Source organism: Pseudomonas sp. PD9R (assembly GCF_019200975.1).
In the GTDB taxonomy this organism is placed as follows: Bacteria; Pseudomonadota; Gammaproteobacteria; order Pseudomonadales; family Pseudomonadaceae; genus Aquipseudomonas.
The window spans coordinates 1-13,538 of sequence record NZ_JAHTMR010000020.1; the positions used below are offsets into that span (position 1 = coordinate 1).

The 13,538-nt window shown below is 56.6% G+C and carries 12 protein-coding genes; 7 read left to right on the plus strand and 5 right to left on the minus strand.

Going from position 1 to position 13,538, the window contains the following annotated elements; all coding sequences use genetic code 11:
• Window positions 1-32: 32 nt before the first annotated feature.
• On the minus strand, window positions 33-1,157 hold the full coding sequence (locus KUF73_RS27175) for a sugar diacid recognition domain-containing protein (RefSeq protein ID WP_218441059.1): 1,125 nt from the start codon (window positions 1,155-1,157) through the stop codon (window positions 33-35).
• 170 nt (window positions 1,158-1,327) lie between these two features.
• Between KUF73_RS27175 and KUF73_RS27180 the strand changes: the two genes are divergently transcribed.
• The 3 genes from KUF73_RS27180 (at window position 1,328) to rarD (ending at window position 4,865) form a co-directional block, all read left to right on the plus strand.
• Complete coding sequence (locus tag KUF73_RS27180; protein ID WP_218441060.1) at window positions 1,328-2,638, plus strand: MFS transporter; 1,311 nt, start codon at window positions 1,328-1,330, stop codon at window positions 2,636-2,638.
• Between the two features lie 134 nt (window positions 2,639-2,772).
• Window positions 2,773-3,786 carry an aldo/keto reductase gene (locus tag KUF73_RS27185; RefSeq protein WP_218441061.1) on the plus strand — a complete coding sequence of 338 codons (1,014 nt, stop codon included), beginning with the start codon at window positions 2,773-2,775 and terminating at the stop codon, window positions 3,784-3,786.
• Between the two features lie 197 nt (window positions 3,787-3,983).
• Window positions 3,984-4,865 carry an EamA family transporter RarD gene (gene rarD / locus KUF73_RS27190; RefSeq protein WP_218441062.1) on the plus strand — a complete coding sequence of 294 codons (882 nt, stop codon included), beginning with the start codon at window positions 3,984-3,986 and terminating at the stop codon, window positions 4,863-4,865.
• A gap of 81 nt (window positions 4,866-4,946) precedes the next feature.
• Here the strand turns inward: rarD and hppD are convergent, their stop codons facing one another.
• Both hppD and KUF73_RS27200 read right to left on the minus strand, forming a co-directional pair.
• Complete coding sequence (gene hppD / locus KUF73_RS27195; RefSeq protein WP_218441063.1) at window positions 4,947-6,023, minus strand: 4-hydroxyphenylpyruvate dioxygenase; 1,077 nt, start codon at window positions 6,021-6,023, stop codon at window positions 4,947-4,949.
• 229 nt (window positions 6,024-6,252) lie between these two features.
• Window positions 6,253-7,218 (minus strand): DMT family transporter, encoded by a 966-nt coding sequence (locus tag KUF73_RS27200; protein WP_218441064.1) that lies wholly within the window; start codon window positions 7,216-7,218, stop codon window positions 6,253-6,255.
• Window positions 7,219-7,296: 78 nt separating this feature from the next.
• Here KUF73_RS27200 and KUF73_RS27205 point away from each other — a divergent pair, with 78 nt between their 5' ends.
• The 3 genes from KUF73_RS27205 to KUF73_RS27215 all read left to right on the plus strand — a co-directional run bounded on the left by KUF73_RS27205 (window position 7,297) and on the right by KUF73_RS27215 (window position 10,413).
• Window positions 7,297-8,169: a LysR family transcriptional regulator gene (locus KUF73_RS27205; protein ID WP_218441065.1), complete on the plus strand. Its 873-nt coding sequence runs from the start codon at window positions 7,297-7,299 to the stop codon at window positions 8,167-8,169.
• A gap of 112 nt (window positions 8,170-8,281) precedes the next feature.
• Window positions 8,282-9,814 (plus strand): EAL domain-containing protein, encoded by a 1,533-nt coding sequence (locus KUF73_RS27210; RefSeq protein WP_218441066.1) that lies wholly within the window; start codon window positions 8,282-8,284, stop codon window positions 9,812-9,814.
• 233 nt (window positions 9,815-10,047) lie between these two features.
• On the plus strand, window positions 10,048-10,413 hold the full coding sequence (locus KUF73_RS27215) for a histone-like nucleoid-structuring protein, MvaT/MvaU family (protein ID WP_008075430.1): 366 nt from the start codon (window positions 10,048-10,050) through the stop codon (window positions 10,411-10,413).
• A gap of 175 nt (window positions 10,414-10,588) precedes the next feature.
• Here KUF73_RS27215 and KUF73_RS27220 read toward each other — a convergent pair whose 3' ends face one another.
• Window positions 10,589-11,113 (minus strand): DUF4946 domain-containing protein, encoded by a 525-nt coding sequence (locus KUF73_RS27220; protein ID WP_218441067.1) that lies wholly within the window; start codon window positions 11,111-11,113, stop codon window positions 10,589-10,591.
• Window positions 11,114-11,258: 145 nt separating this feature from the next.
• On the opposite strand from KUF73_RS27220, the gene gloA reads away from it, so the two are divergent.
• Window positions 11,259-11,780 carry a lactoylglutathione lyase gene (gene gloA, locus KUF73_RS27225; protein WP_218441068.1) on the plus strand — a complete coding sequence of 174 codons (522 nt, stop codon included), beginning with the start codon at window positions 11,259-11,261 and terminating at the stop codon, window positions 11,778-11,780.
• A gap of 128 nt (window positions 11,781-11,908) precedes the next feature.
• Here the strand turns inward: gloA and ahpF are convergent, their stop codons facing one another.
• On the minus strand, window positions 11,909-13,471 hold the full coding sequence (gene ahpF / locus KUF73_RS27230) for an alkyl hydroperoxide reductase subunit F (RefSeq protein WP_218441069.1): 1,563 nt from the start codon (window positions 13,469-13,471) through the stop codon (window positions 11,909-11,911).
• Between the last annotated feature and the right edge of the window lie 67 nt (window positions 13,472-13,538).

The following is a 13,538-nucleotide window of genomic DNA, read 5'->3' on the forward strand; positions in this document are numbered from 1 at the left end:
TAAGATCAAAAGATCGCAGCCTGCGGCAGCTCCTACAGTGAGTTTGTGTCGGTTTCCGGGAGTAGTTGTACGCCAAGATACAGCGCGAGCATGCCATCGAGGCGAAGCGGGTCCACGCCACTGAGTTCAGCAATCCGCTCCATCCGATAGCGCAAGCTGTTGCGATGGATACCCAGCGCATCGGCACAGGCCTGGCTCTGTCCATCGTGTTCGCACCAACTGCGCAGGGTTGCCAGCAGCTGGCCGTTACTGTCCTTGGCGATGACCTTGCGCAGCGGGTTGAGCAGTTCGTCCAGCGCATCGTCGTTGCGATGACGCCAGAGCATCACCGGTAATCGATACCGATTGAGGGTCAGTAGTCGGGAACGGGGCAAGACGTCGCGTCCATAGGCCAGCAAATCACCAACCCGGCGATAGCAGCGTCGCAATCCTGTCAGCCCATCGGCCTGCCCGCCCACTGCAATGCGCAAGATGTTCCAGCCGAGGCCATCGAGTTTTTCCAGCAATCGATCATTCTCGACGGTCTGGCCAGCTGGCCGGCACCAGAGCAACGAGGACTTGGCAGAGGTCACGCACCAGCTGTCGGGGTGACGCGAAGTCAGCCAGGCACTGAGCGCCTCGACGGTTTGCCCTGGTCCGTGTTCCATACCCAACTCGAACAGGTACGGCACCCGTGTCATTTGCGGCTTCAGGCCCAATTGTTGCGCCTCGTCGATCAGGCGCGGCGAGCTCCCGGCGTCACTGAGCAGCAAGGCCAGCAGATCATCGCAACGCTGGCGCCGCCATTGCTGTTCGGCTTGCTGATTGCGCTGGCCTACCAGCATCTCGGCGGTCATCCGCACCAGTTCGGCATAGGTGCGTAATTGCTCGGGTTCACCGGTAATGCCCAACACGCCAATCAAGCGTTGATCGAGCATCAGCGGCAGATTGATTCCCGGTTGCACGCCTTTGAGGTGAATCGCCGTTTGCGCATCGATCTCCACCACGCGGCCGTTGGCCAACACCAGTTGCGCACCTTCATGCCGCGTGTTGATTCGCTCCGGTTCTCCGCTGCCGAGGATCAGGCCCTGACTGTCCATGACGTTGACGTTGTACGGCAGGATGGCCATCGCCCGGTCGACGATGTCCTGGGCCAGGTCGTGATCGAGTTCAAACATAACGGGGGTCCTTGAAAGCGTAATAACCGGGCGATTGTTCACCCGCACAGGCCTTGGTGGCAAACCCTGTGCTCAGGCACAAAGACAGCAGCCCCGAGGGTGGTCGAGACTCTCGGGGCGATCAACGTTACCCTTTGCATCGCAAAAATCATAATAAAGAGAGAGCCGCCATGTCACAGAGCGCCGCCGCTACCCAGGCCATCGTTGACGAGAAAAACGCCGTCTACAAACGCATTACCCTGCGTTTGATCCCCTTCATTTTCATCTGCTACCTGTTCAACTACCTCGACCGGGTGAACGTTGGATTCGCCAAGTTGCAGATGCTCGACGCGCTGAAGTTCAGCGAAACCGTATACGGCCTCGGTGCCGGGATCTTCTTTATCGGTTACGTGCTGTGCGGCGTACCCAGCAACCTGGCCCTGACCCGATTCGGCCCGCGCCGCTGGATCGCGCTGATGATGATCGTTTGGGGCACGCTGTCGACCTGCCTGCTGTTCGTCACCACCCCGACCGAGTTCTACACCTTGCGCCTGTTCACCGGTGCCGCCGAAGCCGGTTTCTTTCCTGGTGTGGTGCTGTACCTCTCGCAGTGGTTCCCGACCTTCCGCCGTGGCCGCATCATGGCGTTGTTCATGTCCGCGATCCCGGTGTCGGGCCTGCTTGGCAGCCCGTTTTCCGGCTGGATTCTCAATCACTTCGCCGCTGGCCAAGGTGGTTTGGCGGGCTGGCAGTGGATGTTCCTGCTGCAAGGCATTCCGACGGTAATCCTCGGTGCCCTGGCCTACTTCCTGCTGAGCGACAGTTACGCCAATGCCAAGTGGCTCACCCCGTTCGAGCGCTCGGTACTGGAAGCAGACCACGCCGAAGACTTGGCCAACAAACCGAAAACCACGACTGATTCGCTGCTGGCAGTGTTCAAGAACCCGGCGATCTGGGCGTTCGGCCTGATCTATTTCTGCATCCAGAGCGGCGTGTACGCGATCAACTTCTGGCTGCCATCGATCATCAAGAATCTCGGTTTCAGCGATAACCTGGTGATTGGCTGGTTGAGTGCGATTCCCTATCTGCTGGCGGCGGTGTTCATGTTGTTGGTCGGTCGTTCGGCGGACCTGCGCAAAGAGCGCCGCTGGCATCTTGTCGTCCCGATGCTGATGGGAGCGCTGGGACTGCTGATCGCGGTGAACTTCGCTGCCAACCCGGCCATCGCCATCCTCGGCCTGACCATCGCCACCATGGGCGCCCTCACCGGCCTGCCGATGTTTTGGCCGGTGCCAACCGCCTTGCTGAGTGCTGGCGCGGCCGCTGGTGGTCTGGCATTGATCAACTCCATGGGGCAAATGGCCGGTTTCCTTAGCCCGTACCTGGTAGGTTGGGTCAAGGACAGCACCGGCTCGACCGATGCGGCGTTGTATCTGCTGGCGGGTGTGATTGTTTGCGGGAGTTTGCTGGCATTGCGCATGACACGCACGTTGCGGGTTTAACAGGGCAAGATCAAAAAATCGCAGCCTGCGGCAGCTCCTGCAGGAGTTGCCGCAGGCTGCGATCTTTTTCATTTGCCACCCCTGGCAATTCTGGTATTTGATTGAGCCTTTCCCTCTGGCAAAAGGATTTCAATATGAGCTACCGCACGCTGGGTCATTCGGGTCTACAGGTGTCCACCTTGACCCTGGGCACCATGATGTTCGGCGAACAGACCAGCGCCGAAGATTCCCTGCGAATCATCGACAAGGCCTGGGACCAGGGCATCAATTTCATCGACACCGCCGACGTCTACACCAATGGTCACTCCGAGGAAATCGTCGGTGAAGCGATCGCCAGTCGCCGTCACGAATGGGTGCTCGCCACCAAGGTCGGGTTTGGCCCGGTGGATGGCGTACCAAACCGCAGCGGGCTGAACCGCAAGCACATTTTCAACGGCATCGACGCCAGCCTGACCCGCCTGGGCACCGATTACCTCGACATCTATTACCTGCACCGCGAAGACCACAACACGCCGCTTGAGGTCACGGTGTCGGCCATCGGCGACCTGATTCGCCAAGGCAAGATCCGCTATTGGGGCCTGTCGAACTACCGTGGCTGGCGGATCGCCGAGGTGATTCGTCTCGCCGACAAACTCGGTGTCGACCGGCCGGTGATCAGCCAGCCGCTGTATAACATCGTCAACCGCCAGGCCGAAATCGAGCAGATCACCGCCGCGCAAAACTACGGCCTCGGTGTGGTGCCTTACAGCCCGTTGGCGCGAGGCGTACTCAGCGGCAAGTACACGCCGGATTCGACACCGGACGCAAACAGCCGCGCCGGGCGCCAGGACAAACGCATCCTGGAAACCGAATGGCGCGTTGAATCCCTGCGCATTGCCCAGCAGATTCAGCAATACACGCAAGAGCGCGGTGTCGGCATCGTCGAGTTCGCCATCGCCTGGGTACTGAACAACAGCGCCGTCACCTCAGCCATCGTCGGCCCGCGTACCGAAGAACAATGGGATGCCTACACTAAGGCTCAAGCCGTGAAGATTAATGCTGAGGATGAAGCGTTTATTGATTCGCTGGTAACGCCGGGGCATGCGTCGACGCCAGGGTTCAATGATGTGAGCCATTTTGTGTCGGGGCGTACACCGCGCAATAACTGAATGAGCCCATAACCCATTGTGGGAGCGAGCCTGCTCGCGATAGCGGTACTACATTCAACAGAGATGTTGGCTGATGGATCGCTATCGGGAGCAGGCTCGCTCCCACATTTAGTCGGTGTTGATCAGTTGGTCAGTATTCACGGCTAAAACCACGTATCCTCCGCCCCCCGTTTCACCTTCAACTCCGCGAGGACAGTTTGTCTAAAGGTATCGCTTTATCGGTTTCAGCCTCGGTGCTGTTTGCCGTCATGTATTACTACACGTCGCTGCTCACCCCTTTGAGTGGCGTGGAAATTTTCGGCTGGCGCATGCTGCTCACCGTACCGTGCATGACCGTGTTCATGGTGGTGTCCGGAGAATGGAAACGTGTCGTCGAGATCTTCCGGCGAGTGGGTGCCCAGCCGACACTGTTCCTCATCTTGATCGTCTCTTCGGCCCTGCTCGCTGTGCAGCTCTGGCTGTTCATGTGGGCGCCGCTCAACGGCTACAGCCTGGATGTATCACTGGGTTATTTCCTGTTACCGCTGACCATGGTCCTGACCGGCCGGCTCGCTTATGGCGAACGCCTGTCGTACCTGCAAAAAGTCGCGGTGTTTTTCGCCTGCCTCGGTGTCATCAACGAGGTGTACCAGGTCGGTGGTTTTTCCTGGGCGACTTTGTTGGTGTGCATTGGCTATCCAACCTATTTTGTCCTGCGCAAGCGTCTGGCGACGGACAACCTTGGCGGTTTGTGGCTGGACATGGCCCTGACACTGCCAGTGGCATTCTGGTTTGTGCAGAGCGGTGAACAGGGTTTCACCGTGTTTGACCAGCATCCTTGGCTGTCATTGTTGATCCCGGTGCTCGGTGTGATCAGCGCCTCGGCGTTGGTGATCTACATCATCGCCAGCCGCCTGCTGCCATTCAGCCTGTTCGGTTTGTTGAGCTATGTCGAGCCCGTGTTGTTGCTGTGCGTCGCGCTGATCCTGGGCGAGAGCATCAAGGCCGGCGAATGGCTGACCTACATCCCGATCTGGATGGCGGTGCTGGTATTGATGTTTGAGGGGTTCAAGCATTTGATGCGGCAGCGCAGGCCTTAAACGCAAAAGATCGCAGCCTGCCGCAGGCTGCGATCTTTTGATCCAAAAAAACCGGTCGATGACCGGTTTTTTTACATCGCATCAGTCAGTGGACAACACACCACGACGGACCTGGTCGCGCTCGATGGACTCGAACAGCGCCTTGAAGTTGCCCTCGCCGAAACCATCATCGCCTTTACGCTGGATGAACTCGAAGAACACCGGCCCCATCAGGGTTTCCGAGAAAATCTGCAACAGCAGACGCTTGTCACCCGACTCCGACGAACCGTCCAGCAAAATGCCCCGCGCTTGAAGTTCATTGACGGGCTCGCCGTGGTTCGGCAAACGACCTTCGAGCATTTCGTAGTAGGTCTCTGGCGGCGCGGTCATGAAGCGCATGCCGATCTTTTTCAGGCGATCCCAAGTGTCCAGCAGGTTGTCGCTGAGGAACGCGACGTGCTGGATGCCTTCGCCGTTGAACTGCATCAGGAACTCTTCGATCTGCCCCGCGCCCTTGGAGGACTCTTCGTTGAGCGGGATACGAATCATGCCGTCCGGCGCGGTCATGGCCTTGGAAGTCAGGCCGGTGTACTCGCCTTTGATGTCGAAGTAACGAATTTCGCGGAAGTTGAACAGCTTCTCGTAGAAGTTTGCCCAGTAAGCCATGCGCCCGCGATACACGTTGTGGGTCAGGTGGTCGATGATCTTCAGGCCGGCACCGACCGGGTGACGATCAACGCCTTCGATGAACACGAAATCAATGTCGTAGATCGAACTGCCTTCGCCGAAACGGTCGATCAAGTACAGCGGCGCGCCGCCAATGCCTTTGATCGCCGGCAGGTTCAGCTCCATCGGCCCGGTCTCGATATGGATTGGCTGGGCGCCGAGTTCCAGTGCGCGGCTATAGGCTTTCTGCGAATCCTTGACCCGGAACGCCATGCCGCACACCGACGGGCCGTGCTCGGCCGCGAAGTACGAGGCTACGCTGTGCGGTTCGTTGTTGAGGATCAGGTTGATTGCGCCCTGGCGATACAGGTGCACGTCTTTGGAGCGGTGGGTCGCGACCTTGGTGAAGCCCATGATCTCGAAGATCGGCTCCAGGGTATTAGGGGTTGGAGATGCGAATTCGATGAACTCAAAGCCCATCAGGCCCATTGGGTTTTCGTATAAATCTGCCATTTTGGCGCCTCATCATGCTTTTAGAAATTAACAAATGTTAGTTGCTAGCAATGCTGAGGCCGGTGGGTGGCGCGCAGGAGATGCCCCGAACGCTGCGGGCGAGGAAGTCACCGTAGATCAATTGGAACCCAAATATCTTCATTGTCGACCCAAGGCTATTGCGGGCGAGGCTTCTGCTGCCAGAAGACGTTTATTCTTGTATGCGTAACCAGATTCTACACAGCGTAAATCAGTTTGTCCGCCTTCTGTATAAAATCCCCTTTTTCCCTACGCGTGCAAGGGGTTTATTGCACAAGAAAATTCCCACAAGAATCAGCCCTCCTCCCAGGCACATCACCCGCGTCAATTGCTCGTCCAACATCAACGCACCCAGGATCACCGCCGTCAGTGGGTTCAGCGCGATAAACACCCCGGAACGGGTCGCGCCAATTTTACGGATGCCATCGTAATAGCCGATGTAGGCCAGTGCAGAACCCAGCACGCCCAGATACACCAGGCTCAACCATTGCTGAAGGCCGAGACTGCTCAGCGCCGCCATATTCAATTCGCCACGAACCGCAGCGGTCACCCAGAGCATGAATGTGCCCAGCAGAATCGACCAAGTCACCGTTTGCACAGGCCCCAGGTCTCGATTCAGCTCTTTGGAGAACAGCGAGTAAACGCCCCAGCCAAGCACGCAGCCGAGAATAAGCAAGTCGCCAATCCAGGCATCGGCGTTGCCGGCGAGCAATTGCGGGTTGCGACTGATGATCACCAGACTCGCGCCGGCTATGCAGATTGCGATACCGGCGACCTTCGACCGGCTCAAGCGCTCCTTGAACAGCAGCCATGAGGCCAGCCCGATCACGGCCGGATTCAGTGCCACGATCAATGAAGCTCGCGACGCATTGATGTAGTGCAGACCATAGAAGAAGCAGAGGTTATAAAAACAAATCCCGAAAAAACCCAGTACCACCAATTGCAGCCATTGTCTGGCAGACGGTCGTGTCAGTGGCACGCGAGCCAACAGTAAAAAAAGCAACAACGCTGCGCTAGCCAGCAGGAATCGCAGGCTGGCCGCAAATAATGGGCTGAGGCTGTCAGCCAGAAAGCGTCCCGCCACGAACGTGCCTCCCCAGATCATAGTGACCACTGCCAGTTTCAGATAAACCGGAACATCGGACGGATTGGACTGGCTCTGATCACAAATAGTCATACGTTTCCGGAGCTGGATATAGGTGATTTAACATATGATTCTGCTAATACTTGATCATCGTCAAATGAGCAAATACTCATGACTCTTACTCAATTGGAGATCTTCTCCCTGGTCGCCGAGTTGCACGGCTTTACGGCAGCGGCCAATCGCCTGGGCATCACACAATCCGCGGTCTCTCATGCCCTGAAGTCGCTGGAACAAGAGTTGGGTGTCGAGTTGTTGCGCCGTCATCAATCTCAAGTTGAACTGAGCGACATCGGCCAACAGCTTCTACTGCGCGCCCGTGCCATGCTCGGTCTGGCCAACACATTGCGCCAGGAAGCGGCGGATGCCCGCGGGATGAAACGCGGGACTTTGCGTATCGGCTCGTTCGGCCCCACGTCGTCGATAAAACTGCTGCCACAGATCCTGCAGCATTACCGCACCGAACACCCTGGCATTGAGGTGCATATAGATGAAGGGCCGGACCGGCAGGTAGTCCAGTGGCTGGAAGAACGGCGCATTGATGTCGGCTTTGTGGTACTGCCCGATGAGCGTTTCGACACCGTCAAGCTGATCGAAGACCAGATGGTTGCGCTGCTGCCGGTTGATCACCCGCTGGCAACACGTGAAAGCGTGAGCCTGAACGAGTTGTGCCACGATCCCTTTGTGTTGACCGAGGCTGGCTCGTCGGAACTGGTGTCGCGGCTATTCAATGCCGCCCGGCTGACGCCCAACATTCGCTTTCGCTGCTCGCAACTCTTGAGCACGCTGGATACGGTGGGACGCGGCGCAGCGCTAACCGTCGTCGCGGAAGGCTCGCTGCCCGAACAAAGCGAGAACCGCTACGTAAAAAAACCGCTATCGCCCGCAGTGGCGCGTCAAATCGGCCTGGCAGTACTCGATCAGCGCCAGGCTTCGCCGGCAGCGCTGGCCTTCATCAAACTCGCTGAACGAATGAATTATCGATGAGCGGCATAACTGTCACGGGCCAACTATCATGGCTCGTACCTGAACTCTTTTTGGACGGCGTTGAGCCCCACCAGCATTCGAGAGCCCAATTCAATCGTTGCAGGTTTTTCGAATGCCACTGAAAACCAAAACCAGCAAACGCAGTACCAAAATCGCAGTCACTTTATTGAGCGGGTTGCTTCCGATCGTATTGGGCTTCGTCATCCTCCATATGCAGGCTGAACGAGCGCTCAAGCAAAGCGCGCAACAAACCGCCGAAGAAGCCATTCGCCAATTCGAACTGATGCTCGACAACACCGCGCAGGCTGCCCGCGAGCTACTGCCACTGGCCGGACAAAGCTGCTCCGAGATTAACCTGGCCTTACGCGAACAGGTCACTCGCCGCCCTTTCGTGCGCTCGACCAATCTGCTGTGGGACGACGTCATATATTGCAGTTCTTTATTCGGCGACTATCACGAGAAGATCGCTTCTGGAGACTACAGCCAGGGCCAATTACTGCTGATGAAGGGCAACCCGGTCACCCCGGATACCGCACTGCTGGTTTATCGGCTCAGCAAAGGCAAACAGGGGGCGATGAGTACGCTGGACGGCTATCACCTGAGTAATGTCCTGCGTCTGATAGGCCGCCAGACACTCCTGGCATTGCAAATCGGCCCCAATTGGTTGACGGCCGATGGCAAGTTTCACGACGAAGCCCTGCCGGCCTTCAAGGTGGCAGAAAGCAAACTTACCTCCTCTCGTTATCCCTTCAGCGTCACAGCCGGTTTTCCCAAAGGTGAAACCTGGGTTTATATGACCAGTCAGTACCCGCCGCTATTCAGCCTGCTGATCTTTTTTGGCATGATTTCCGGATCAATCGCGCATTTTCTACAGAAGCGAACATCGTCACCGACCCATGAAATGCAGCGCGCGCTGGAAGCTGTGGAGTTCGTCCCTTATTTCCAGGCGGTCGTTCATGGCGAAACTAAAGCGGTGTCCGGCCTCGAAGTGCTGATGCGCTGGAACCACCCAAAAGAAGGCCTGGTACGCCCCGATCTGTTCATTCCGTTTGCCGAACACTCAGGCCTGATCGTGCCAATGACCCGCTCCCTGATGCAACAAACGGCAACCTTGCTCGCGCCGCTGTCTGCATCGTTCAAAGAACCTTTTCATATCGGCATCAATATCACAGCCAATCATTGTCAGGACCTGGAGCTGGTCAAGGATTGCCGGGAATTCCTCGACGCTTTCGTCCCCGGCTCCATCCATTTGGTACTGGAGTTGACCGAGCGGGAATTGATCGAACCCACAACCATCACCCATCAGCTGTTCGAGCAACTGCATGACCTCGGCGTGAAAATCGCCATCGACGACTTCGGCACAGGACATTCCAGTCTCGGCTACCTGCGACAGTTCAACGTCGACTATCTGAAAATCGACCAGAGTTTCGTTGCCATGATCGGCATCGACACACTGTCCAGCCACATTCTGGACAGCATCATCGAACTCGCGGTCAAGCTCGACCTGGCAATGGTTGCAGAAGGTGTAGAAACCCAGGAACAAAGTGATTACCTGAGCGCGCATAACGTTAACTTTTTGCAAGGCTATCTGTTCGGCAGACCGATGCCTGGTGCAGAGTTCATTAGTGCATTAAGTGCCCATTAACTCGCGGCCTTATGCGACGAGACAACGATTTCACGCACCAATTTGAATCAAAAGACTACTCTCGTTACATGAAGAAAAAGACATGATTTACTCTTGACCAATTAACTACTACAATTTTTCGTGCCTGCGGTATTTTGGCAGGTGAGCCATTATCACCGAGTCGCTTCAAGGCTCTTGGCTTATAGCTTTGTTTGCGGTTGGTATCAGCCAAACACACTATTGGAGTAAAGATATTGTCCAGACTCGCTGAATTTCGTGCCGCTGAAAAGGCCCTTCAAGAACAGCTCAAGCAGCTTGAATCCCTGAAGAACGATGCCGGGCTCAAGAAAGAAATCGAATTCGAAGAAAAGCTCCAGGGATTGATGAAAACCTACGGCAAGAGCCTGCGCGACATCATCGCCATTCTCGATCCGAACCCGGCAAAATCCGGCCTGCAACAGGCCGCAGCGCCTAAGACCCGCCGCGCTCGCGTGGTCAAGGTTTATCAGAATCCGCATACCGGCGAACTGATTGAAACCAAAGGCGGCAACCATCGCGGCCTGAAAGCCTGGAAGGAACAATACGGTGCCGCCACCGTTGACTCCTGGCTGCGTGGCTAAGCACTCGCGCTGAAAAACAAAGCCCTGCTAATGCAGGGCTTTTTCATGGATACCATCTAAATGCAACGATATGGGTCGATCAACTCGCTACTTACCGATTAACTTTATGCTTAATCCCTTTGGGTATCTAAACATTTCAGCAGGCGCTGAAACCCGTAGTCATTGAAGTATTTAACTAAAGTTTCAAGCCGTTACGCGCCGCCTCTATTTCATCCTGACTGGTTTTATAAGCGTCAGCCTGCCCCGCGTAGGAAAGAACGTAGGCCTTATCGGCATCCACTGCAGCGACCAATGTTTGCGAGAGCACATGACGACCGTTTTGGGTGATGGTGCAGGTAGTTTCCAGCGCCGCTAATCGGCTCAAGGTAGCCGGGTGGATACGGTTGCAGACACTTTGATAGCCGCCCTGAAAGAAGTCTTTCTGTACTGACTTGCGCATCTCTAGCAGCACACCTTCCAGGTTCACCTGATGGCCACTTTCAACCTGCGTCATGGTCAGTTCCATCACCATCACCGGCGTACCACCCTGATCGTTTTTTACCGCACGCTGACGGCTGACCCCAGAAGCCGCATCACCCTGCGGAACCTCTTCGACTTGCCAACCAGCAGGCCATGTCATGACCGGCGCATCAGCATGGGCGATGGCGACTGACGAAAGCACACCAATCAGTACGGACAGCGATTTACAGACTCGATTCATTGCAAAGAACACTCACTCATTGACCCCTGAAGTCTGAGCCTCGACCGGCCGTCAGGCAATAGCCGACGGTTTTGGTTTGGTGATGTCCGAACCCTTGCGTATCATTGTCGTCATTCGTTAGCCCCACTTATTTTCCGGAGGGCCCATGAGCCTGCACGAACTTTGTACTTTCCCCGGTGTGACCGCACAACCTGACGCCGCCACCCAGAAATTTGTCTTCAACCACACCATGCTGCGGGTCAAGGACATCACCAAATCCCTGGACTTCTACACGCGCGTCCTCGGCTTCTCGCTGGTGGAAAAACGCGACTTCCCGGAAGCCGAATTCAGCCTGTACTTCCTTGCGCTGGTCGATAAGAATCAGATCCCGGCCGACGCCGCAGCGCGTACCGAGTGGATGAAATCGATCCCCGGTATTCTCGAACTGACCCACAACCACGGCACCGAGAACGACCCGGACTTCGCCTACCACAACGGCAATACCGACCCACGCGGTTTCGGTCATATCTGCATTTCGGTGCCGGATATCGTCGCTGCCTGCGAGCGTTTCGAAGCGCTGGGCTGTGATTTCCAGAAGCGCCTGAACGACGGCCGCATGAAGAGCCTGGCATTCATCAAGGACCCGGATGCTTACTGGGTCGAGATCATTCAGCCGGCACCGCTGTAAATCAGAATCAAAAGATCGCAGCCTGCGGCAGCTCCTACATGGATAATCTGTAGGAGCTGCCGCAGGCTGCGATCTTTTGATCTGAAAAAACCCATGATCACTCATGGGTTTTTTATGGGTGACACTTTTTATGCCGGGGCTGACGTCCGGATCAAGTGATCGAATGCACTCAGCGAAGCCTTGGCGCCCTCACCCACCGCAATCACGATCTGCTTGTACGGCACAGTGGTCACGTCACCGGCGGCGAACACACCCGGCATCGACGTTTCGCCACGGGCATCGACGATGATCTCGCCACGCGGTGACAGCTCGATGGTGCCTTTGAGCCAATCGGTGTTGGGCAACAAACCGATTTGCACGAAGATCCCCTCCAGCTCCACGTTGCGCATTTCGTCGGTCTGGCGATCCTTGTAGCGCAAGCCGTTGACCTTCTGGCCGTCGCCCGTCACTTCAGTGGTTAGCGCACTGGTGATCACGGTGACGTTCGGCAGACTGTGCAATTTGCGCTGCAGTACCGCATCGGCGCGCAGCTGCACGTCGAACTCCAGCAACGTGACATGAGACACGATACCTGCCAGATCAATGGCCGCTTCGACGCCGGAGTTACCGCCGCCAATCACTGCCACACGCTTGCCCTTGAACAGCGGCCCGTCGCAATGCGGGCAGTACGCCACACCTTTGTTGCGGTATTGCTGCTCACCCGGCACGTTCATTTCACGCCACCGCGCACCGGTCGCCAGGATCACGGTCTTGGCTTTCAGTTTCGCGCCGCTGGCGAAGTGAACTTCGTGCAACTCACCTGCTTTGCCTGGCACAAGCTTGTCGGCCCGTTGCAAATTCATGATATCCACGTCGTATTGCTTGACGTGCTCTTCCAGCGCGACAGCCAGTTTCGGCCCTTCGGTTTCCTGCACGGAGATGAAGTTTTCGATGGCCATGGTGTCCAGCACCTGCCCACCAAAACGCTCAGCCGCCACGCCGGTGCGAATGCCTTTGCGCGCTGCGTAGATTGCCGCCGAAGCACCGGCCGGGCCTCCGCCGACCACCAGCACATCAAAGGCTTCTTTGGCGCTGATCTTCTCGGCCTGGCGCTCGATGCCGCTGGTGTCGATCTTGGCAATGATTTCTTCAAGGCCCATACGGCCCTGGCCGAAATTCACGCCGTTCAGATAGATACTTGGAACCGCCATGATCTGGCGTTCATCAACCTCCGCCTGAAACAGTGCACCGTCGATAGCGACGTGGCGAATGTTCGGGTTCAACACGGCCATCAGGTTCAGCGCCTGGACTACGTCCGGGCAATTCTGGCACGACAGCGAGAAGTACGTCTCGAAGCTGAACTCGCCTTTGAGCGAGCGGATCTGTTCGATCACTTCGACACTGGCCTTCGATGGGTGGCCGCCGACTTGCAGCAAGGCCAGTACCAACGAAGTGAATTCATGGCCCATCGGAATGCCGGCAAAACGCAGGCTTATGTCCGCTCCGGGGCGATTGATCGAGAACGATGGCTTGCGCGTATCGTCACCGTTGTCGAGCAAAGTAATTTGGGTGGAAAGACTGGCGACGTCTTTCAGCAGTTCGAGCATTTCCTGGGATTTCGCACCGTCGTCGAGGGATGCAACGATCTCGATCGGCTGAGTGACCCGTTCCAGGTACGATTTCAACTGGGCTTTAAGATTGGCGTCCAACATACGGGCGATTTCCTTTTTGCTTATTGCGAAGACATAAAAAAACGCCCGAGCGAATCTCGCCCGGGCG